The following is a 22,554-nucleotide window of genomic DNA, read 5'->3' on the forward strand; positions in this document are numbered from 1 at the left end:
GACGATCTCGCCAAAGATCGTCCTGTCGGACAAAAACTGTTCCATTGCTAAACAAGGAAGTGTGTTTATGTCGAAAGTTAAAACCAATGCTGTTGATTCCGCCGAACAGGCTTTCCAGCTGGCCGCGTTCAGCTCGGCGTACAACCAGATCAATAGCTTCAGCCATCAGTACGACCGCGGCGGCAACCTCACGGTCAATGGCAAACCCTCGTACACCGTCGACCAGGCGGCTACGCAATTGCTGCGTGACGGCGCTGCCTACCAGGACAAGGACGGCAGCGGCAAGATCGAACTGACCTACACGTTCCTGACCTCGGCCTCAAACAGCACGATGAACAAGCACGGCATCAGCGGGTTCAGTCAGTTCAGCGCGCAGCAGCAGGCGCAGGCCAAGCTCGCCATGCAGTCCTGGGCCGACGTGGCCAATGTCACCTTCACCGAGAAAGCCTCGGGCGGCGACGGGCACATGACCTTCGGTAACTACAGCGGTGGCCAGGATGGCGCTGCGGCGTTTGCCTATCTGCCGGGGACCGGCGCTGGTTATGACGGTACTTCGTGGTACCTGATCAACAGCGGTTACACGCAGAACAAGAACCCGGATCTGAACAACTACGGTCGTCAGACCCTGACCCACGAAATCGGCCATACCCTTGGCCTTGCGCACCCCGGTGACTACAACGCCGGCAATGGCAACCCGACCTACAACGATGCGACTTATGGCCAGGACACGCGTGGCTACAGCGTCATGAGTTACTGGAGCGAGAGCAACACCAACCAGAACTTCAGCAAGGCCGGCGTCGAAGCCTACTCGTCCGGCCCGCTGATGGACGACATCGCCGCGATCCAGAAGCTCTACGGCGCCAACACCACCACCCGCACCGGCGACACCACCTACGGCTTCAACTCCAATACCGGTCGCGACTTCCTCAGCGCTTCGTCGTCGAGCGACAAAGTGGTGTTCTCGGTCTGGGATGCCGGCGGCAAGGACACCCTGGATTTCTCCGGTTTCACCCAAAACCAGAAGATCAACCTCAACAGCGCTTCGTTCTCCGACGTTGGCGGCATGGTCGGCAACGTGTCGATCGCCAAGGGTGCGGTCATCGAGAACGCGATTGGTGGTTCGGGCAGCGATCTATTGATCGGCAACAGCGTGGCCAACGAACTGAAGGGCGGTGCCGGCAACGACATCCTGTACGGCGCTGGTGGTGCTGACAAACTGTGGGGTGGTTCTGGTTCGGACACTTTCGTGTTCGCCGCCAGCTCGGACTCCAAGCCGGGTGCGATCGATCAGATTCTCGATTTCGTCAGCGGTCTGGACAAAATCGACCTGACCGGCATCACCAACGGCGCGGGCCTGCACTTCGTCAACAGCTTCACCGGTTCTGCCGGTGATGCCGTGCTGACCTCGTCGGGCGGTAACAGCCTGTTGTCGGTGGATTTCTCCGGGCATGGCGTGGCTGATTTCATCGTCAGCACCGTGGGCCAGGCAGCGACCAGCGACATCGTCGCGTAATGTGAAAGGAAAGCGGCGCCTCGTGCGTCGCTTTCTTCGCTTGCATCGGCCTGATCGCCGAGCAAGGCTACGAGCGGAAGTGAAGTTTCCTATGACTCGATACGTTTTAACTGACACGACGATGGCATGGCTGATGGCAGTCACGCTGATGATGACCGGAGCGACAAGCATGGCAAGCAGCCTCAGACTCGAAGAACCCTCGGCATTCGCCGGGCGCTGGCAGGCCACTTTGACCGGTCACAGCGACACACCCGAAACGCGGTCGCTGCAAGACAAGCCCTCGAACACTTGCCTGGTCGAGCTTGCGCCGAACCAGACCTTGGGCGAGGGCACTGAATGTCTGGCCGCGTGGTTGGGCGAAGCGCCAATCGGCTGGTTTCCAGAGCCCGATGGCATTTCCATCACCGGCAAGGAAGGTTCGAGGATCGCCTTCTTCAGTCGCCAGCGTGATGGCATTTATACAAAGGCCTTGAGCGCCGAACTGCTTATTACGTTAGAGCGCGCGGCGCAGTAGGCGATGGTTGGCGGGTGAAGGAAAGTTGATATAAGCCAGTGGTCGTGCGTTATAAGCGCGACATCGGGTCAAGTTGTTATGAAATTGTAAGCGCTACTTGCAAGTCATCTTTGGCAGGCAGGCGGAATATCAATGGAATGCTCGTCCGGTATGACGAGGCAAGAATTCAGGAAGAATCAATGAAGATGGCGAAGTCTCCTGCCACCGCTCCGTTAATCAAGGCATTGGGCGACTATAAAAGCATTCTGATCAGCGTCGGTTGTTTCACCGCGCTGATCAACGTGTTGATGCTGGTGCCGTCGATCTACATGCTGCAAGTTTATGATCGGGTGCTGTCGTCACAGAACGAAACCACCCTGGCAATGCTGTCGTTGATGGTGGTCGGTTTCTTCGCCTTTATCGGCCTGCTGGAAGTGATCCGCAGCTTTATCGTCATCCGCATCGGCAGCCAGCTGGAGCGTCGCTTCAATCTGCGCGTCTATCAGGCCGCGTTCGAGCGCAACCTGTTCAAGGGCGAAGGCAACGCCGGGCAGTCGCTTGGCGACCTGACCCACATTCGCCAGTTCGTCACCGGCCCGGCGTTGTTCGCCTTCTTCGACGCACCGTGGTTCCCGGTCTATCTGTTTGTCATCTACTTGTTCAATGTCTGGCTCGGCGTGCTGGCCACGGCGGGCGCGCTGTTGTTGATCGCACTGGCCTGCCTCAACGAATACATGACCAAAAAACCGCTGGGCGAAGCCGCCGGTTTTTCCCAGCAGTCCAGCCAGTTGGCCACCAGCCACTTGCACAACGCCGAAACCATTCAGGCGATGGGCATGCTCGGCTCGCTGCGCAAGCGCTGGTTCGGGGTGCATTCGCGCTTCCTCGGCTTGCAGAACCAGGCCAGCGACACCGGCGCGGTGATCAGTTCACTGAGCAAGACCCTGCGCCTGTGCCTGCAATCGTTGGTGCTGGGCCTGGGCGCGTTGCTGGTGATCAAGGGCGACATGACGGCGGGGATGATGATCGCCGGTTCGATCCTGATGGGCCGCGTGCTGAGCCCGATTGATCAACTGATCGCCGTTTGGAAGCAGTGGAGCGGGGCGAAGCTGGCTTACCGCCGTCTCGATGCGCTGTTGCAGGCGTTTCCGCCTAGCGACGAGGCGATGGCACTGCCGGCACCGAAAGGCCAGATCACCTTCGAACAAGTCAGCGCCGGCCCGCCCGGGCAGCGTGCAGCCACTTTGCACATGGTCAATTTCAATCTGAGTGCTGGTGAAGTGCTGGGCGTGCTCGGCGCTTCCGGTTCCGGCAAATCGACGCTGGCTCGAGTGCTGGTCGGCGTGTGGCCGGTGCTCGGCGGCACCGTGCGCCTCGACGGCGCTGATATTCATCGCTGGAACCGCGATCAGCTCGGGCCTTACATCGGTTATCTGCCGCAAGACATCGAGCTGTTCAGCGGTTCCATCGCCGAGAACATTGCGCGATTCAGCGAAGCCGATCCGCAAAAAGTCGTAGCTGCCGCGCAACAGGCCGGCGTTCACGAAATGATCCTGCGCTTGCCGCAAGGCTACGACACGCAACTGGGCGAGGACGGCAGCGGCTTGTCCGGTGGCCAGAAGCAACGCGTGGCCCTGGCCCGTGCGCTGTACGGCACGCCAAGTCTGGTGGTGCTCGATGAACCCAATTCCAACCTCGACACCGTCGGCGAAGCGGCATTGGCCAGCGCCATTGCGCAACTCAAGGCGCAAGGCACGACGGTGATTCTGGTGACGCACCGTTCTTCGGTGCTGGCTCAGGCTGACAAATTGCTCGTGCTCAACGATGGCCGCTTGCAGGCGTTCGGCCCGAGTCAGGATGTGCTCAAGGCACTTTCCGGCCAGCACGAACAGCAACGCGAAAAAGCCGCACAAGCACCGGGCGGGCTCAGCATGAGCCGGCAGTATCAGCCCACGACAAGGAATTCGGGTGTATGAGCAGCGCCAGCATGAACACTGAAAACGAAGCGAACATGGAACACGCCTACCTCACCGAGCGCCCGGAACGCGATGCGAAATTCTTCGCGCGCCTGGGCTGGATTCTGGCCATCGTCGGCGCTGGCAGCTTCTTCACTTGGGCCGCACTGGCGCCGCTGGATCAGGGCATTCCAGTGCAGGGCACCGTGGTGGTGTCGGGCAAACGCAAGGCTGTGCAGTCGATGAGCAGCGGCGTGGTCAGCCGGATTCTGGTGCGCGAAGGCCAGATCGTGAAGCAGGGCCAGCCGTTGTTCCGCCTTGATCAGACGCAAGTGGCTGCCGACGTGCAATCGCTGCAGGCGCAGTACCGCATGGCTTGGGCCAGCCTCGCGCGCTGGCAGGCCGAGCGCGACAACCTCAAACAAGTGACCTTTCCGCCTGAATTGAGCAACGACCCGGACCCGCGCCTGGCGCTGGTGCTGGAAGGCCAGCGGCAACTGTTCAGCAGCCGCCGCGAAGCGTTCTCCCGGGAGCAAGCGGCACTGCGCGCCAACATCGAAGGCGCCACCGCACAACTGGCCGGTATGCGCCGCGCGCGCAGCGACCTCAATGCCCAGGCCAGCTCACTGCAGCAACAGTTGAGCAATCTGCAACCGCTGGCCGACAACGGCTATATCCCGCGCAACCGCTTGATGGACTACCAGCGGCAACTGTCGCAAGTGCAGCAACAACTGGCAGAAAACACCGGCGAAAGCGGCCGCGTGGAGCAGGGCATCCTTGAATCGCGCCTGAAGTTGCAGCAGCACGGCGAGGAATACCAGAAGGAAGTGCGCACGCAACTGGCCGATGCGCAGCTGAAAAGCGTGACGCTGTCCGAGCAGCTGACCTCCGCCGGTTTCGACCTGCAACACAGCGAGATCCTCGCCACCGCCGATGGCGTGGCAGTCAACCTCGGTGTGCACACCGAAGGCGCCGTGGTGCGTCAGGGCGAAACCCTGCTGGAGATCGTTCCCCAAGGCACCACCCTGGAAGTGGAAGGGCACTTGCCGATCAACCTGATCGACAAGGTCGGCACGCATTTGCCGGTGGACATTCTGTTTACCGCGTTCAACCAGAGCAAAACCCCGCGCGTGCCCGGCGAAGTCAGCCTGATCTCCGCCGACCAGATGGTCGATGAGAAAACCGGCGTGCCGTATTACGTGTTGCGCAGCAGCGTCAGTGATCAGGCGATGGAAAAGCTCAACGGTCTGGTGATCAAGCCCGGCATGCCGGCGGAAATGTTCGTGCGCACCGGTGAGCGTTCACTCCTCAACTACCTGTTCAAACCGCTGCTTGATCGCGCCGGTTCTGCGTTGACCGAGGAATAAGGATGTTCGGCTGTATGAAAAAGCTTTGCATGCTGGGGGCCGCAATGACGCTGCTCGCGAGTCACTCGGCAGTCGCGGCCATGGGGCCATTTGAGATTTACGAACAGGCATTGCGCAATGATCCGGTGTTCCTGGGGGCGATCAAGGAGCGCGATGCCGGCCTGGAAAACCGCGTGATTGGCCGCGCCGGGCTGCTGCCTCGGATCGGCTACACCTACAACAAGGGCCGCAACTCGTCCAAGGCGACGTCTCTGGATGATCGTGCGCGCAATCGAACTGATGAGCGCAACTACAACAGTTACGGCTCGGCGCTCACGGTGCAGCAACCGCTGCTCGATTACGAGGCTTATGCGGCGTATCGCAAAGGTGTGGCGCAGTCGTTGTTCGCCGACGAAGCCTTTCGCGGCAAGAGTCAGGAACTGTTGGTGCGAGTGCTGGATAACTACACCAAAGCCTTGTTCGCCCAGGACCAGATCGACATCGCCCAGGCGAAGAAGAAGGCCTACGAACAGCAGTTCCAGCAGAACGAACACATGTTCAAGCAGGGCGAGGGCACGCGCACCGATATTCTCGAAGCCGAGTCGCGCTATGAACTGGCGACTGCCGAGGAGATCGAGGCGCGCAACGAGCAGGATGCCGCTTTGCGCGAGCTGGGCGCGCTGGTGGGCGTGCCGGCGGTGGACATCGGCGATCTGGCGCCGCTTGGTCAGCAATTTCAGACCTTCACCCTGCAACCGGCCAACTTCGACACCTGGCATGAACTGGCGATCAGCAACAACCCGAACCTCGCTTCGCAGCGGCAGGCCGTGGAAGTGGCGCGCTACGAAGTCGAGCGCAACCGCGCCGGGCATCTGCCGAAAGTCAGTGCTTATGCCTCGATGCGCGACAACGAGTCCGAAAGCGGCAACACCTATAACCAGCGCTACGAAACCAACACCATCGGCCTGGAAGTCAGCGTGCCGCTGTACGCCGGCGGCGGGGTATCGGCCTCCACACGGCAGGCCAGCCGCACCATGGAACAGGCCGAATACGAACTGGATGGCAAAACCCGCGAAACCTTGATCGAACTGCGCCGCCAGTTCAGCGCCTGCCTGTCCGGAGTGAGCAAATTGCGCGCTTATCAGAAGGCCCTGAAGTCGGCCGAGGCGCTGGTGGTCTCGACCCGACAAAGCATTCTGGGCGGCGAACGCACCAATCTCGATGCGTTGAATGCCGAGCAGCAACTGTTCACCACCCGCCGCGACCTGGCCCAGGCACGCTACGACTACCTGATGGCCTGGACCAAATTGCATTACTACGCCGGGACGCTGAATGAGCAGGATCTGGCGCGGGTGGACGAAGCATTTGTGGTCGCGCAACAGCCCTCACCCTAACCCTCTCCCAGAGGGAGAGGGGACTGACCGAGTGGCCTGCGATAGCTGCATCGACCTGAACCACCGAGCTGGACGCAGGTTTGACATCAACAAAAATCGTCTCCCTCTCCCACAGGGACAGGGGACTGACCGAGTGGCCTGCGATAGCTGCATCGACCTGAACCACCAAGCTGGACGCAGGTTTTGACATCAACACAAATCGGCTCCCTCTCCTCGGGGAGAGGGCTGGGGTGAGGGGAACAGGCGACACCGCAATTCAGCCCTGAACAAAACAACAAAAACGAGAGTGATGACCATGGACGTACGCATAAAGCCGATATCGCTCGGCACGCTGTTGCTGGTGACTTCGGCAACGCAGGCCCAATACCTGGAATCAGGCCAGCCCGGCGATCCATCCAGTTGGCGCAGCGCCGAGTTCTTGCGTGACTGGGGTCTGCAACGCATGCAGGCCGATCAGGCCTACGCAGCCGGCATCACCGGCAAGGGCGTGAAAATCGGCGCGCTCGATTCCGGTTTCGATGCCGCCCACCCGGAATTCTCCGCCGACCGTTATCACCCGGTAACGGCCAGCGGCAGCTACGTCGATGGCTCAGCGTTCAACGTCGACGGCACGCTCAACCCGAACAACGATTCCCACGGCACCCACGTGGTCGGCACCATGGGCGCCGCCCGTGACGGCAGCGGCATGCACGGGGTGGCGTACAACGCGCAGATCTACGTCGGCAACACCAACAAGAACGACAGTTTCCTCTTCGGTCCAAGCCCTGATCCGCGTTATTTCAAAGCGGTCTACGACAGCCTTGCCGACGCCGGCGTGCGGGCGATCAATAACAGTTGGGGCAGTCAGCCGGCGGATGTCAGCTATCGCACCCTGGCGGATCTGCACGCCGCCTACGCGCAGCACTGGAACAAGGGCACCTGGCTCGACGCCGCTGCCGACGTTTCGCGGCGCGGTGTGATCAACGTCTTCAGCGCTGGCAACAGCGGCTATCCGAATGCCAGCGTACGTTCGGCGCTGCCGTACTTTCAGCCGGATCTGGAAGGCCACTGGCTGGCGGTGTCCGGGCTCGATCAGAGCAATCAGCAGAAGTACAACCAGTGCGGCATCGCCAAATACTGGTGCATCACCACACCGGGGGCGAAGATCGACAGCACCATCCCCGGCGGCGGTTATGCGATCAAGTCCGGTACCTCGATGGCGGCACCGCATGCGACTGGCGCCTTGGCGCTGGTGATGGAGCGTTATCCGTACATGACCAACCAGCAGGCGCTCGAGGTGCTGCTGACCACCGCTACGCAACTCGATGGCTCGGTCACAGACGCACCGAACGAGCGGGTCGGCTGGGGCGTCGCCAACCTCAACCGGGCAATGCGCGGGCCGGGGCAATTGCTCGGTGCGTTCGACGCGAATCTGGGGGCAGGGCAGCGCGACGTCTGGAGCAACGACATCTCCGACAACGCGCTGCTCCAGCGCCAGCGCGAAGACCTCGCCGAGCACAGCGCCTGGCAGCAAACCCTGCAGGACAAAGGCTGGCAGAACGGTGTGCCGGCCGGCGCCAGTCAGCAGGACCAGACCGATTACGCCGTCGGCATGCTGCGTGATGCGGCAGCGGCAAACCGTGTGTATGAGGGCAGCCTGGTCAAGTCTGGAGCCGGGCAATTGCTGCTCAGCGGCGCAAATACCTATCGCGGCCCGACCACCGTCAACGGCGGTCTGCTGACCGTGAACGGTTCGCTGACCTCAGCGGTCACCGTCAACAACAGCGGCACCCTTGGCGGCTCCGGACGCATCGGTGCGTTGACCGCCAACAGCGGCGGCCGGGTTGCACCGGGCAATTCCATCGGCACCTTGAACGTCGCTGGTGATGTGACACTCGCCCCGGGCTCGACCTACGCCGTTGAGCTGTCACCCACCAGCAGTGACCGCATCGTCGCCGGCGGCACGGCAACCGTCAGCGGCGCCAGCGTCAGCCTGGCGCTGGAAAACAGTCCGACCTTGCTCAGCAGCGCCGAAGCGCAAAGCCTGCTCGGCCGCCAGTACAACATCCTGCAAGCGGCAGGCGGCGTGCAGGGACAGTTCGCTGCGGTGGTGCCGAACTACCTGTTCATCGGCGGCGCCCTCGACTACGCCGCAAGCGGCATTCAGCTGAATATCCAGCGCAACGCCACCAGTTTCGCCAGCGTTGGGCAAACGCCGAACCAGCGCTCGGTGGCGGCGGCAGTCGAAGGTCTGGGCGCCGGCAATTCGGTTTACGAAAGTGTGCTTCGTGCACCGAATCAAGCCTCGGCGCAGCAAGCCTTCCAGCAACTGAGCGGCGAGATTTATCCAGCGCTGGGGACAATGCTGATCAACGACAGCCGCCAGTTGCGTGATGCGCTCGGCGAGCGGCTGCACGATGAAACGGCGACCCGCAGCAACGGCTGGATCAAAGCCCTCGGCGCCTGGGGCAGCACCGATTCGGGTCACGACACGGCCGGCTACAACACTTCGATCGGCGGTCTGCTGGCCGGTGTCGACGGCGCGCTGGACGAGCAGACCCGCATCGGTCTGGTCACCGGCTACAGCGACAGCTCCTTGAGCATGGGCTCGGGCACGCATTCCTCGGCGAAAGTCGACAGCTACCACCTCGGTGCTTACGCCGGGCACGATCTCGGCGCCTGGCGCTTGAGCAGCGGTGCGGCGTACAGCTGGCATCGCGGCGACGTGAAGCGCGATCTGCAATACGACGAGGTCAGCGCCAAGCAGAAAGCCAAAGTCGACGCGACCACCACCCAAGTCTTCGCCGAGGCGGCGTATCGCTTGCAGCTGCAACCGTTGGCGCTGGAACCGTTCGCCAACCTGACCTACCTGCATCTCGACACCGAGGGCTTTACCGAGAAGGGCGATGCCGCTGCGCTGAAAAGCGCTGGCGATCAGCGCGATGCGGTGTTGAGCACTTTGGGCGTGCGGGCGAGCAAAACCTTCCACCTTTCCAGCCAGCAAGCGCTGGACGTCAGCGCGCGTCTCGGCTGGCAGCACAGCCTCAGCGATATCGAATCAGAGCAGCATTTGCGTTTTGCCAGCGGCGGCACGCCGTACTCAGTGGAGAGCTCGGCGCTGGTGCGTGATGCCGCACTGGTCGGCGTGCAGGCCAGTCTGGCGTTGAGCAAGGACGTGCGGGTCAACCTCGATTACAACGGCCAACTGGCCAGCCGCGAGAAGCTGCATGGCGTAGGGCTGAGCCTGAACTGGCAGTTCTGATTGCATGTGTTTGAGCCCCTGTGGCGAGGGGATTTATCCCCGACTGCGCAGCAGTCGCAAAACCTGTGTTGATCGTTCCCACGCGCAGCAAAGGAATGCAGCCCGGGACGCTCTGCGTCCCATTGGAACGCGGAGCGTCCCTAGAGGCATTCCCACGCAGAGCGTGGGAACGATCAACGGCAGCACAGGCAACCGGATTTTTCGCAACATCACTAAGGAAGGTCGTGGATGGATAACAACAATACCCCCGCGCAATCGGGTGGCCGCTTTGCCCTGAAAACCCTGACAGTCGCCATGCTCTGTGCCAGTGCGATGGCGCAGGCAGCGCCTTACGTGGAGAACGGCCGCAGCGGCGATCCGTCGAGCTGGCGCAGCAATGAATTCAAGGCTGACTGGGGCCTGGGCGCGATCGGCGCGGATTACGCCTACGCCGCCGGCTACACCGGCAAAGGCGTGAAACTGGGCATCTTCGATCAGCCGGTCTACGCCGCGCATCCGGAGTTCTCTGGCAGTAACAAAGTCGTCACCCTGGTCACCAGCGGTATCCGCGAATACACCGACCCGTATATTCCGGTGAAAGCCGGCGACGCGTTCCGCTATGACGGTTCGCCCTCGGTCGGCTCCGACGGCAAGCTCGGCGCCCATGGCACCCACGTCGGCGGTATCGCGGCGGGCAGTCGCGACGGCGGGGTGATGCATGGCGTCGCATTCGGGGCGCAGATCATCAGCGCCGACAACGGCGACCCGGGGCCTGAAGACGGCATCGTGCGTGGCAACGACGGCGCGGTGTACAAGGCCGGTTGGGATGCGCTGATCGCCAGCGGAGCGCGGATCATCAATAACAGCTGGGGCATCGGCATCACCGACCGCTTCGACCTCGGCGGCCGCGATCCGGCGTATCCGCACTTCACCGTCAACGACGCGCAGTTGCAGTTCAACGAAATCCGCACCTTGCTCGGCACCAAACCCGGCGGCGCCTACGACGGCGCGATTGCCGCCGCACGCAGCGGCATCGTCACTATTTTTGCCGCCGGCAACGACTACAACCTGAACAACCCGGATGCCATTGCCGGCCTCGGTTATTTCGTTCCGGACATCGCGCCGAACTGGATCACCGTCGCCGCGTTGCAGCAGAACCCGGACACCGCCAGCGCCAATCCGTACGTGATCAGCACGTTCTCCTCGCGTTGCGGCTACACCGCCAGTTACTGCGTGTCGGCGCCGGGCACCAAGATCTACAGCTCGATCATCGAAGGCACCAACGCCGACAACTTGACCACCGGCTACAAAAACTACAACGGCACCTCGATGGCCGCGCCACATGTGGCCGGTTCCATCGCGGTGTTGATGGAGCGCTTCCCGTATATGTCCGGCGATCAGGTCGCTAGCGTGTTGCGCACCACTGCGACCGACCTCGGCGCACCGGGCATCGACGCCTTGTACGGCTGGGGCATGATCAACCTGCGCAAGGCCATCGATGGGCCGGCGATGTTCGTCACCGAGCAGGACATTCCCGAGGAGTTCCGCGTGCAGGGCGCTTACGGCTCCGGCCAGTTTGTCGCCGATCTGCCGGGCATCGGCGCGATCATCGATCAAGGCAAACCGACCGAGCGGGTGTGCAGCGACATCACGTGCGGCCTCGACACCTGGCGCAACGACATCGGCGGCCACGGCGGTCTGACCAAGCAAGGCATCGGCACCTTGGTGCTGACCGGCAACAACACTTACAGCGGCCCGACCCTGGTCAATCAGGGCCGTCTGGCCATCAACGGTTCGCTGCAATCGGCGGTCACCGTCAACAACGGCGGCATCCTCGGCGGCAATGGCCGCCTCGGCGCGCTGGCGGTGAACAGCGGCGGTACGGTGGCGCCGGGCAACTCCATCGGCACCCTGAACGTCGCCGGTGACGTGACTTTCGCGCCGGGTTCGACCTACGCCGTAGAGCTGTCGCCAACCAGTAGCGACCAGATCGTCGCGAGCGGCAAAGCCGTCATCGACGGCGCCACGGTGAGCCTGTCGCTGGAAAACAGCCCGACCTTGCTCAGCACCGGCGAAGCGCAAAGCCTGCTCGGCACCCGCTACAACATTCTGCAAGCGGCGGGTGGCATTGAAGGGCGTTTCGGTCAGGTCTTGCCGAATTACGCCTTCCTCGGCGGCACTCTGGATTACTCGGCGGGCGGCATTCAGCTGGCGGTGGGGCGCAATGAGGCATCGTTCGCCAGCGTCGGTCTGACGCCGAACCAGCGCGCCGTTGGTGCGGCTGCCGAGCGTTTGGGTTCGGGCAATGCGCTGTTCGAAACCCTGTTGCTGTCGCCCAACGCGGCGTCGGCGCAGCAGGCCTTTCAACAGCTGTCCGGCGAGATTCACCCGGCCATTGGCACGCTGCTGATCAACGACAGCCGCTACCTGCGCGAAGCCGTCGGCGAGCGCCTGCGTGAGCGTGATCTGTTCAACGCCGATGCGCCGACTGATGAACGCAGCAACGTCTGGGTCAAGGTGCTGGGGTCGTGGGGTGAAAGCGATGGCGGACACGACAATGCCGATTCCAACAGTTCCATCGGCGGGCTGCTGGCTGGCGTCGACGGTCTGATTGCTGAAGATACCCGTCTCGGTTTCGTCACTGGTTACAGCGACAGCTCGTTGAGCATGGGCAGCGGCACGCATTCGTCGGCCTCGGTCGACAGCTACCACTTGGGTGCGTATCTGGGCCATGAAATCGACGCGTTGCGCCTGACGGTCGGCGGCGCCTACAGCTGGCATCGCATTGATGTGAAGCGTGATCTGCAGTTCGGCGACGTCAGCGGCAAACAGAAAACCAAACGTGACGCGACCACCGCGCAAGTGTTCACCGAGGCCGCTTACGATCTGGGCCTGCAACCGATGAACCTGGAGCCGTTCGCCAATCTGTCCTACGTGCACCTCAACACTGACAGCTTCACCGAGAAGGGTGACGCTGCGGCGCTGAAGGGTGGTGAAGACAACCGCGACGTGGTGCTGTCGACCCTCGGCGTGCGCGCCAAGCGCAGTTTTGCCGTGTCGGACAAGCATCAGCTGGAACTGGGCGCCAGCCTCGGCTGGCAGCACAACCTGAGCAGCGTCGATGCCGACAGCCATCTGGCCTTCGCCAACGGCAATAGCGCGTTCACCGTGCAGAGCGTGTCGATGGATCGTGACGCTGCCGTGGTCGGCGTGCGTGCCGGGCTGGCGCTCAATCGCGACGTGCGGGTCAACCTCGACTACAACGGCCTGATCGGCTCGAACGAGAAAGATCACGGCGTCGGTCTGACCCTCGACTGGCAGTTCTGAGGCGTAACCGGCAGCGCTTCTCGGGCTGCCGGTTTTTCAAGAAAAGGGAGCGCTGCTCATGGGATTGTTCGAGTACAAAAATCCAAATGTGCAGAAGATCCAAATGTGGGAGCGAGCCTGCTCGCTCCCACAGGTACGGCGTACACATGATCGTTCCCACGCTCTGCGTGGGAACGCAGCCGGGGACGCTCTGCGTCCCACAAGATCGCAGCCTTCGGCAGTTCCTACAGAGGCTGTGCACGATGTAATGAATGCTCCGGAGCCCCGCGCTCTGGCTGTGAGCTATCTCTGACAATTCCAACAACAAGAGAGGCAATGGCAATGGGTGTATACGACTACAAGAACTTCGGCACAGCCGATTCCGCGGCGCTGTTCAGCGATGCCATGGCGATCACGCTGTATTCCTATCACAACCTCGATAATGGCTTCGCCGCCGGTTACCAGCACAACGGCTTCGGCCTCGGCCTGCCGGCGACGCTGGTTACCGCGCTGATTGGCGGCACCGATTCGCAAGGGGTGATCCCCGGTATCCCGTGGAATCCCGATTCGGAAAAACTCGCCCTTGAGGCCGTGCAAAAGGCCGGCTGGACGCCGATCAGCGCCGCGCAATTGGGCTACGACGGCAAGACCGATGCACGCGGGACGTTCTTCGGCGAGAAGGCCGGCTACACCAGCGCGCAAGTGGAAATCCTCGGCAAGTACGACGCTCTGGGTCACCTCACCGAACTGGGGATCGCCTTTCGCGGCACCAGCGGCCCGCGCGAAATCCTCATCGGTGATTCGATTGGCGACGTGATCAACGATCTGCTCGCGGCGTTCGGCCCGGCCGATTACGCAAAAAACTACGTCGGCGAAGCCTTCGGCAATCTGCTCAACGATGTCGTCGCATTTGCCCGGGCCAACGGCCTCAGCGGCAAGGACGTGCTGGTCAGCGGTCATAGCCTGGGCGGCCTGGCGGTGAACAGCATGGCTGACTTGAGCGCTGGCAAGTGGGGCGGTTTCTTCGCCGACTCCAACTACATCGCCTACGCCTCGCCGACTCAGAGCAGCACCGACAAGGTGCTGAATATCGGCTACGAAAACGACCCGGTGTTTCGCGCCCTCGACGGCTCGACTTTCAGCAGCGCTTCAGTGGGCGTGCACGACGCGCCGCATGCCTCGACCACCGACAACATCGTCAGCTTCAACGACCACTACGCCTCGAACGCCTGGAACGTGCTGCCGTATTCGATCCTGAATATCCCGACGTGGATTTCGCACCTGCCCACTGGCTACGGCGACGGCATGACCCGCGTGCTGGAATCGAAGTTCTACGACCTGACCAGCCGCGACTCGACGATCATCGTCGCCAACCTGTCCGAGCCGACGCGGGCCAACACGTGGGTGCAGGACCTCAACCGCAACGCCGAAACTCACAAGGGCAGCACGTTTATTATTGGCAGTGACGGCAACGACCTGATCCAGGGCGGCAGCGGCAATGACTATTTGGAAGGCCGCGCCGGCAATGACAGCTTCCGTGACAGCGGCGGCTACAACTTCATTCTGGGCGGGCAGGGCAGCAACACCCTCGACTTGCAGCAGACGGTGAAGAACTTCGATTTCGCCAACGACAGCGCTGGCCACCTGTACATCCGCGATGCCAACGGCGGGATCAGCATCACCCGTGATATTGGCAGCATCGTCAGCAAAGAGCCGGGGTTTCTCTGGGGCGTGTTCAAGGATGACGTGCTGCACAGCGTCACGGCCACGGGATTGAAAGTCGGCAGTATCCTCACCGCTTATGAATCGAGCGTAAAAGGCACGGCCGCTGCTGACATGCTCAAGGCGCATGCCGGCGGTGACTGGCTGTTTGGCCTGGAGGGCAACGATCATTTGCTCGGCGGTGCGGGCAATGATGTGTTTGTCGGTGGCGCTGGCAATGACCTGATGGAATCGGGCGGCGGGGCGGATACGTTTCTGTTCCACGGTACGTTTGGCCAGGACCGTGTGGTTGGCTATACGGCTAATGACAAACTGGTGTTTCTTGGCGTGCAGGGGGTGTTGCCGGGGGATGATTTGCGCGCCCATGCCTCGGCGGTCGGACAGGATACCTTGCTGACGTTCGGTGGGGATTCGGTGACGTTGGTGGGCGTGGCGCTGGGAAGTTTGAGCGCCGACGGGGTTGTTATCGCCTGACGTTGATGCGGGGCCTGTGCCGGCCCCTTCGCGAGCGGGCTCGCTCCCACAGGGGATTTGTGAACGACGTAGATCCAGTGTGGGAGCGAGCCTGCTCGCGAAAAACGATCATTCAAGCAAAGTCAGTCTTCCTTGCGCACGGTCGCGACTTCATCCGCGCGAACCTTGACCTTGGCGCCGGAAATGTCTTCGAACTCATAGAAACCGTCCTCGGTCTCGGTCTTCGGCATGTCCTCGGTCAGGTACTGGGTGCCGTTCTGCAGCGTCACCACGGTCTGGGTCGAACAGCCGCCCAGCGCCAACAGGGCGGCGACCGCTACAGGAATGCCCAGCATCTTGATTTTCATACCCACCTCTGACTCCTTGCTTGAATGTGATTGCGGGCATTGTCGGCCCTGTAACGCGGTTGGTGCCAGCAGCGGCGGAAAAGTTCGATGGCGGCGCGAAAAAATGCCATTGATCTTTTTCCGTTTGCGCCGGGCGGGGCTGAGCTGTTATCTGTACGCATAACCAGTGTTCGCTTGCCGTGGCTTTGAATTCCCGTGACCTCCAACCCTCTCGACGATCCGTTCTATTACCTCAACAACTTCCGACAAGTGCTTGATTGGCTTGGGCTTCGCTATGCCGATGTGATGAGCACAAGCGAGCACGGCTTTATTCGCGACTTCAATACGCTGCCGCAAGCCTCGCAGGGATTGCTGGTACGCATGGTCATGCGCAAGGGCATTCACTTTCGCGCGAGCAAACTCAACTATCTGGAAATCGGCGACATTGCCGAGGCGGCGCGGCCGTTGCTCGAACACGGCTGGCTCGACGAACACGCTGCGCTGACCCTGGCAGAGCTGTTTGATGTCCTGCTCAAGGCCGAGCTGCAGCAAGCGTTCGGCACCTTTATAGAACAGCCGAAAGGGCGCAAGGACGAGTGGCTGCCGGTGCTGGCCGAACAGTTCAGCGAGGCGCAGCCCCTGCGTGTCTGGGCGCCGCAACTGGCTGAGCGGCTGTTCAGCCTGACCCTGATGGACCTGTGCGATCGCCTGCGCCTGATGTTCTTCGGCAATCTGTATCAGGACTGGTCGGAGTTCGTGCTGGCCGACCTGGGCATCTTCACTTATGAAAAAGTCGAGTTCTGCGCCGACTCCCGAGGCCTGCGCAGTCGCGAAGACGTCGACGCCTGCCTGTTCCTGCATCAATGCCAGTTGCGCTTCGAAGCCGGTGAAGCGCTGGACGAGATCGTCGAACAGATCAACGCCGTGCAATTCGACAACCCGTGGCTGCGCCGCCGGCAAGCCAAGGCGTTGTTCCAGATCGGCCAGTATGCCGAGCGCATCGGCGACTTTGCCCTGGCCCTGAGTGTTTACCGCGACTGCGCTTATCCGGGCGCACGGCTGCGGATGATCCGTGTGCTCGAACGCTGCGGCGAATATGCATTGGCGCTGGAACTCGGCACGCTGGCCGAACAGGCACCGCAAAGTGCGGCCGAGCAGCAAGGCTTGCAGCGCATCGTCCCGCGTCTGCGGCGCAAACTCGGTGGCCCGCCGCTCAAACGTGCCAAGGCCAGAGAGGTCGAGCGCCTCGACTTGCACTTGCCGCGCATCGATCCGGCGCGGTCGGTGGAATTTCACGTACAAGCGCACTTGCACGCCGATGACGGCCCGGTGCATTACGTCGAGAACAGCCTGATCAATTCACTGTTCGGGCTGTTGTGCTGGCCGGCGATCTTCGCGCCGTTGCCGGGTGCGTTCTTTCACCCGTTCCAGCGCGGCCCGGTGGATCTGCTCAGCGAAGACTTCCTCGAGCGCCGCGCCGAGCTGTTCCAGGCCTGCCTGGGCGAACTCGACGACGGCCGCTACGTCGAGACCATCCGCCAGCGCTTCGTCGACAAGTGGGGCATACAGTCGCCTTTCGTGTTCTGGGGCGCGCTCAATGAAGACTTGCTGGAGCAGGCGCTGGCCTGTCTGCCCTCCGAACACCTGAAACACTGGTTCAATCGCCTGTTGCTCGACATCAAGGCCAACCGCGCCGGCATGCCGGACCTGATCCAGTTCTGGCCGCAGCACAAGACCTACCGGATGATCGAAGTCAAAGGCCCCGGCGACCGCTTGCAGGACAATCAGCTGCGCTGGCTGGAGTTCTGCCACGAGCATCAAATGCCGGTGGCCGTGTGTTACGTGCAATGGGCGGAGCAGAGCGCTTGAGTTACAGCGTTGCCGTGCGTGCACTGTGCGAGTTCACCGCCAAGACCGGCGACCTCGACCTGCGCTTCACCCCGTCACCGACCGCGCTGGAAGGCATCGTCGGCCATCGCACCGTGGCCTCGCGGCGCAGCGAGCAGTACCAGAGCGAAGTGGCGCTGCAAGGCGAATTCGGCGAACTGAAGGTCAAGGGCAGGGCGGACGGTTACGACCCGGCGCAAAACTGCCTGGAAGAAGTCAAAACCTATCGCGGCGACCTGAGCAAGCAACCGGCCAATCACCGCCAGTTGCACTGGGCGCAGGCGAAAATCTACGGCTGGTTGATGTGCCAGAAACTGCAATTGCAGCAGATCAATCTGGCGCTGGTGTATTTCGACGTCGTCAGCGAAAAGGAAACCTGCCTGGTTGAATCCCACAGCGCCGAGTCGCTTCAGGGGTTTTTCGCGCAGCAGTGCGCTTTGTTCCTGCAATGGGCCGAGCAGGAAATGGCACATCGCGAAGCGCGCAATCTGGCCGCGCAGCAACTGGCGTTCCCGCACGCGGATTTTCGTCCCGGCCAACGGCATCTGGCCGAATCAGTGTTCAAAGCCGTCAGCACCGGCCGCTGCCTCATGGCCCAGGCGCCGACCGGCATCGGTAAAACCCTTGGCACGCTGTTTCCGATGCTCAAGGCCTTGGCGCCGCAGCAACTGGACAAGGTGTTCTTTCTCACCGCCAAGACTCCCGGACGCAAGCTGGCGCTGGATGCCAGCCAGGTGTTGTTCAGGCAAACGCCGGACTTGCCGCTGCGGGTGATGGAAATGGTTGCTCGCGACAAGGCCTGCGAACACCCGGACAAGGCCTGCCATGGCGAATCCTGCCCGCTGGCCCAGGGTTTTTACGATCGCTTGCCGGCCGCCCGCGAAGCCGCCAGCCGCATCAACCTGCTCGATCAGGCAGCGATGCGTGAAGTCGCCGCGCAGCACAGCGTGTGCCCGTACTACCTGAGTCAGGAAATGGCCCGTTGGGCGGATGTGGTGGTTGCCGACTACAACTATTACTTCGACTTCAGCGCGCTGCTGTTCGGTCTGGCCCAGCTCAATCAGTGGAGAGTCGCGGTGCTCGCCGACGAGGCGCACAACCTGGTCGAGCGCGGCCGGCAGATGTACAGCGCCAGCCTCGACCAGTTCACCCTCGCCAGCGTGCGCAAAACCGCGCCCGCAGCGTTGAAAAATTCCCTGCAACGGGTCAACCGCGAATGGAACGCGCTGCATGCGCCGCAACTGGCGGCCTATCAGGCCTACGACAAGGCGCCGGACAAGCTCCTGCACGCCATCTCGCTGTGTTGCGCGGCCATTGGCGATTACCTCAACGAACATCCGCAAGGCCTCGACAGCGGTCTGCAGAACTTCTATTTCGACTTGCTGCAATTTGCCCGGGTCGCCGAGCTGTACGACGAGCATTACCTGTTCGATATCAGCAAACGCGACCTCGACCGCAAGCGTCCACTCTCGCAACTGTGCCTGCGCAATGTGGTGCCGGCGGCGTTCATCGGCCCGCGCCTGACAGCGGCGCGCAGCAGTGTGCTGTTCTCGGCCACGCTGAGCCCGCGCAACTACTACGCCGACCTGCTCGGCACGCCCGCCGACACGGTGTGCATCGACGTCGAATCGCCGTTCAGCGCCGAGCAGTTGCAGGTGCACATCGTCAGCCAGATCTCCACGCGTTTTAACCATCGCCAGGCCTCGCTGGAGCCGATCGTCGAGCTGATCGCCCGTCAGTTCAGCGAGCGCCCGGGCAATTATCTGGCGTTCTTCAGCAGTTTCGATTACCTGCAACAGGTCGCGACCTTATTGGCCGAGCGCCATCCGCGCATCACTCAGTGGCTGCAATCGCGGGGCATGGCCGAGGGCGCGCGGCAGGCGTTTCTCGACCAGTTCAGCGCCGACAGCCAGGGCGTCGGGTTTGCGGTGTTGGGCGGCGCGTTTGGCGAGGGCATCGATTTGCCCGGCGCGCGGCTGATCGGAGCGTTCATCGCCACGCTGGGGCTGGCGCAGCTCAACCCGGTCAACGAGCAGATGAAACGGCGCATGGCCGCCATTTTTGGCGCCGGCTACGATTACACCTATCTGTACCCGGGCATGCAAAAAGTCGTACAAGCCGCCGGGCGGGTGATTCGCACCCGTGAGGATCGCGGCACGGTCATGCTCATCGACGACCGCTTTGCCGAAAGCCGCATCCAGCAACTGCTGCCACGCTGGTGGGCGATCAAAAGCGAACCGGCGCTTTTCAAATCGACGGATTCACGCATACTTCAGCCCATGACAGTGGCTGGTGAGTGTGATGAGTGAGAACAACAGAACCGCAGCGATCGAAGACAGCCGTTTCCGGCTGCTGATCGACGCGGTTGTCGACTATGCGATCTACATGATCGACCCCGACGGTACCATCACCAGTTGGAACTCCGGCGCCAAACGCTTCAAAGGTTATGAAGAAGCGGAAATCATCGGCGAGCACTTCTCGCGCTTCTATACCCCGGAAGACCGCGCCAACGGCATGCCGCAACGGGCGCTGGACACAGCGATCCGTGAAGGTCGCTTCGAAGGCGAGGGCTGGCGCGTGCGCAAGGACGGCACGCACTTCTGGTCGCACGTGGTGATCGATCCGATCATCGACCCCGACGGCAAGCTGCTCGGTTTCGCCAAGATCACCCGTGACCTCACCGACCGCAAAATGGCCGAGGAAACCCTCAAACAAAGCGAACAGCAGTTCCGCCTGCTGGTGCAGGGCGTCACCGATTACGCGATCTACATGCTCAGCCCCGAAGGCTGCGTCAGCAACTGGAACCAGGGCGCGCAGCGCATCAAGGGCTATTTGCCGGAAGAGATCATCGGCCAGCATTTTTCGATTTTCTACACCCCCGAAGACCGCGAACTCGGCGAGCCGCAGCGTTCGCTGGAGATTGCCACCCGCGAAGGCCGCTTCGAGAACCGCAGTTGGCGGATGCGCAAGGACGGCACGCGCTTTCTTGCCCACGTAGTGGTCGATGCGATTCGCGGCGACACCGGCGCGTTGCTCGGCTTCGCCAAGATCACCCGCGATGTCACCGAGGCCCACGAAGCGCAGCAGGCCCTGGAAAAGACCCGCGAGGCGTTGTTCCAGGCGCAGAAGATGCAGGCGATCGGCCAACTCAGCGGCGGCATCGCCCATGACTTCAACAACCTGCTGACGGTCATTCTCGGCAACCTCGAGATCGTGCAGAAACGCATCGGCGATGCGCCGAAAATCGCCCGACTGCTGGAAAACGCCACCCAAGGAGCCTTGCGTGGTGTTTCGCTGACCCAGCGCATGCTGGCCTTCGCCCGGCGTCAGGAACTGAAGACCGAATCGGTGGATATCCCGCAATTGGTGCAAGGCATCACCGGGCTGCTGCGCAGTTCGCTCGGACCGGGTATTCGTATCGAAACACGCTTTCCCGACGACCTGCAGCCAGTGCTGGCCGACAGCAACCAATTGGAACTGGCGATCCTCAATCTCGCCACCAATGCCCGCGATGCCATGCCCGACGGCGGCACGGTGATCATTCAGGCGCAAGCCGAAGTGGTGCTGGAACAAACTCATTCGACCCTCGCGGCGGGGCGTTACGTGTGCCTGAGCCTGATCGATAGCGGCGAAGGCATGGACGAAGCCACGCTGGCCTGCGCCCGTGATCCGTTCTTCACCACCAAAGGCCTGGGCAAAGGCACCGGGCTGGGCTTGTCGATGGTGCACGGCTTCATCGAGCAGTTGGGCGGGCGCTTTATTCTGAAAAGCGAGAAGGGCCAGGGTACGGCGGCCGAGCTGTGGATTCCGGTGGCACTAGAGCAATCGGCCAGTCGCCCGGCGTACAGCAACGCCGCGCCCATTGCGGTGCCGAGGCTCAGTGTGCTGGTGGTCGATGACGATTCGCTGGTGCTGACCAGCACCAGTCTGTTGCTCGAAGACCTCGGCCACCGCGTTATCGGCGCGACCTCCGGCGCCCAGGCGCTGGCGCTGTTCGATCAGGGCGAAGTCATCGATCTGGTGATCACCGACATGGCCATGCCAAAAATGAGCGGCGCGCAACTGGCTCACGCCCTGCGTATGCTCAAGCCGGATCTGCCGATCATTCTCGCCACTGGATATGCCGAACGCCTGGAGGGTTTTGCCGCTCAACTGCCGCGTCTGCCGAAACCGTTCACCCAAGCGAGTCTGGTGCAGATCATCGCTCAATCGATGAAGTGACGCGCTGGTCGATCCGGCTGAACTAGTGCTGACGCGTGCCTTTCCAAAAGTCTTGTTCACTTTTGGAGGGCACGTCTCTTGTCTCGCATATTGACCCAGCCAAGCGCTGTTGAAGAAGCCTTGGCCGAACACGACGCCAAGATGTTTGGCTCACCCAAGGAGCGGCTGGATTTCTATCGCCGGGAAATCCAATACGAAACCAGCATCCTCGCCAACCGCACCGACGCCTACCTCGCGGCGCAGTCGTTCCTGGTGATCGCTTTCGCCTCGTGCATGGCCAACCTCAATCCGGAGTGGGGCAAGATGTTCACCCTCGTCGTGCCGCCGTTTCTCGCGCTGCTCGGGGTGCTCAGTTCATTGAATGCCTGGCCGGGGATTCGTGCGGCATACGACATCATCGATCACTGGCACTTCAAACAGAGCCAGTTGCTGCACAGCGAGCCGGTAATGGGCGCGGCGTATGACGAGTCACCGCTGTTCAGTGAGATGGAATCCAGCCACAAGGGCTATCGCAAGTCGCTGCTGTTCTCGGTGCGCACGCCTTGGATTTTTGCCACGTTCTGGGTGATGTTGGGGGTGTATGCGGTGTTTATTCAGGTGACCAATCCTTGAGGTGGATTGGTCGGGGGGCAGGGGACAGGCGCTGGATTTTGTGGTGTCTGTGAGATCTTACCCCCTCACCCCAGCCCTCCCGAAA

The 22,554-nt window shown here is 61.9% G+C and carries 13 protein-coding genes; 12 read left to right on the forward strand and 1 reads right to left on the reverse strand.

Going from position 1 to position 22,554, the window contains the following annotated elements; genetic code table 11:
* The first annotated feature begins 67 nt into the window (after positions 1-67).
* The 8 genes from D8U61_RS24305 (at position 68) to D8U61_RS24340 (ending at position 15,423) form a co-directional block, all read left to right on the forward strand.
* Positions 68-1,513, forward strand: coding sequence for a serralysin family metalloprotease (locus D8U61_RS24305; RefSeq protein WP_130927809.1), 1,446 nt, complete (start codon positions 68-70; stop codon positions 1,511-1,513).
* Between the two features lie 91 nt (positions 1,514-1,604).
* Positions 1,605-2,027 (forward strand): AprI/Inh family metalloprotease inhibitor, encoded by a 423-nt coding sequence (locus tag D8U61_RS24310; protein WP_153188966.1) that lies wholly within the window; start codon positions 1,605-1,607, stop codon positions 2,025-2,027.
* 179 nt (positions 2,028-2,206) lie between these two features.
* On the forward strand, positions 2,207-3,982 hold the full coding sequence (locus tag D8U61_RS24315; protein ID WP_130927810.1) for a type I secretion system permease/ATPase: 1,776 nt from the start codon (positions 2,207-2,209) through the stop codon (positions 3,980-3,982).
* Complete coding sequence (locus tag D8U61_RS24320; RefSeq protein ID WP_122698212.1) at positions 3,979-5,328, forward strand: HlyD family type I secretion periplasmic adaptor subunit; 1,350 nt, start codon at positions 3,979-3,981, stop codon at positions 5,326-5,328. Before D8U61_RS24315 ends, D8U61_RS24320 begins: the two co-directional genes overlap by 4 nt.
* 2 nt (positions 5,329-5,330) lie before the next feature.
* The gene (locus D8U61_RS24325) at positions 5,331-6,701 is read left to right on the forward strand and encodes a TolC family outer membrane protein (RefSeq protein WP_024013060.1); all 1,371 of its coding nucleotides are present in this window, start codon (positions 5,331-5,333) and stop codon (positions 6,699-6,701) included.
* A 295-nt stretch (positions 6,702-6,996) separates the two neighbouring features.
* Positions 6,997-9,942 carry an autotransporter serine protease gene (locus D8U61_RS24330; protein ID WP_130927811.1) on the forward strand — a complete coding sequence of 982 codons (2,946 nt, stop codon included), beginning with the start codon at positions 6,997-6,999 and terminating at the stop codon, positions 9,940-9,942.
* Positions 9,943-10,170: 228 nt separating this feature from the next.
* The gene (locus tag D8U61_RS24335) at positions 10,171-13,248 is read left to right on the forward strand and encodes an autotransporter serine protease (protein ID WP_130927812.1); all 3,078 of its coding nucleotides are present in this window, start codon (positions 10,171-10,173) and stop codon (positions 13,246-13,248) included.
* A gap of 321 nt (positions 13,249-13,569) precedes the next feature.
* Positions 13,570-15,423 carry a polyurethanase gene (locus tag D8U61_RS24340; RefSeq protein WP_130927818.1) on the forward strand — a complete coding sequence of 618 codons (1,854 nt, stop codon included), beginning with the start codon at positions 13,570-13,572 and terminating at the stop codon, positions 15,421-15,423.
* Between the two features lie 122 nt (positions 15,424-15,545).
* On the opposite strand, the gene D8U61_RS24345 is transcribed toward D8U61_RS24340, so the two are convergent.
* A complete protein-coding gene (locus D8U61_RS24345; RefSeq protein ID WP_016774830.1) occupies positions 15,546-15,770 on the reverse strand; it encodes a YgdI/YgdR family lipoprotein in 225 nt (74 codons plus the stop codon).
* 195 nt (positions 15,771-15,965) lie between these two features.
* Here D8U61_RS24345 and D8U61_RS24350 point away from each other — a divergent pair, with 195 nt between their 5' ends.
* The 4 genes from D8U61_RS24350 (at position 15,966) to D8U61_RS24365 (ending at position 22,469) form a co-directional block, all read left to right on the forward strand.
* The gene (locus D8U61_RS24350) at positions 15,966-17,618 is read left to right on the forward strand and encodes a VRR-NUC domain-containing protein (RefSeq protein ID WP_130927813.1); all 1,653 of its coding nucleotides are present in this window, start codon (positions 15,966-15,968) and stop codon (positions 17,616-17,618) included.
* Complete coding sequence (locus tag D8U61_RS24355; RefSeq protein WP_130927814.1) at positions 17,615-19,945, forward strand: ATP-dependent DNA helicase; 2,331 nt, start codon at positions 17,615-17,617, stop codon at positions 19,943-19,945. The genes D8U61_RS24350 and D8U61_RS24355 overlap by 4 nt, the downstream gene beginning before the upstream one ends.
* Positions 19,938-21,857 carry a PAS domain-containing sensor histidine kinase gene (locus D8U61_RS24360; protein ID WP_130902791.1) on the forward strand — a complete coding sequence of 640 codons (1,920 nt, stop codon included), beginning with the start codon at positions 19,938-19,940 and terminating at the stop codon, positions 21,855-21,857. Before D8U61_RS24355 ends, D8U61_RS24360 begins: the two co-directional genes overlap by 8 nt.
* A 78-nt stretch (positions 21,858-21,935) precedes the next feature.
* On the forward strand, positions 21,936-22,469 hold the full coding sequence (locus D8U61_RS24365; protein ID WP_016774826.1) for a hypothetical protein: 534 nt from the start codon (positions 21,936-21,938) through the stop codon (positions 22,467-22,469).
* Positions 22,470-22,554 lie beyond the last annotated feature (85 nt).

Source organism: Pseudomonas sp. Sample_14, assembly GCF_004307515.1.
GTDB classification, from domain to species: Bacteria; Pseudomonadota; Gammaproteobacteria; order Pseudomonadales; family Pseudomonadaceae; genus Aquipseudomonas; species Aquipseudomonas atacamensis.

What these genes read in the sequence shown, in the direction of transcription:
- D8U61_RS24315 (WP_130927810.1), top strand. Translation starts at nt 2,207, where the DNA reads ATGAAGATGGCGAAGTCTCCTGCCACCGCTCCGTTAATCAAGGCATTG.
- D8U61_RS24325 (WP_024013060.1), top strand. Translation starts at nt 5,331, where the DNA reads ATGTTCGGCTGTATGAAAAAGCTTTGCATGCTGGGGGCCGCAATGACG.
- D8U61_RS24360 (WP_130902791.1), top strand. Translation starts at nt 19,938, where the DNA reads ATGAGTGAGAACAACAGAACCGCAGCGATCGAAGACAGCCGTTTCCGG.
- D8U61_RS24335 (WP_130927812.1), top strand. Translation starts at nt 10,171, where the DNA reads ATGGATAACAACAATACCCCCGCGCAATCGGGTGGCCGCTTTGCCCTG.
- D8U61_RS24330 (WP_130927811.1), top strand. Translation starts at nt 6,997, where the DNA reads ATGGACGTACGCATAAAGCCGATATCGCTCGGCACGCTGTTGCTGGTG.
- D8U61_RS24310 (WP_153188966.1), top strand. Translation starts at nt 1,605, where the DNA reads ATGACTCGATACGTTTTAACTGACACGACGATGGCATGGCTGATGGCA.
- D8U61_RS24305 (WP_130927809.1), top strand. Translation starts at nt 68, where the DNA reads ATGTCGAAAGTTAAAACCAATGCTGTTGATTCCGCCGAACAGGCTTTC.
- D8U61_RS24345 (WP_016774830.1), bottom strand. Translation starts at nt 15,770, where the DNA reads ATGAAAATCAAGATGCTGGGCATTCCTGTAGCGGTCGCCGCCCTGTTG.
- D8U61_RS24320 (WP_122698212.1), top strand. Translation starts at nt 3,979, where the DNA reads ATGAGCAGCGCCAGCATGAACACTGAAAACGAAGCGAACATGGAACAC.
- D8U61_RS24340 (WP_130927818.1), top strand. Translation starts at nt 13,570, where the DNA reads ATGGGTGTATACGACTACAAGAACTTCGGCACAGCCGATTCCGCGGCG.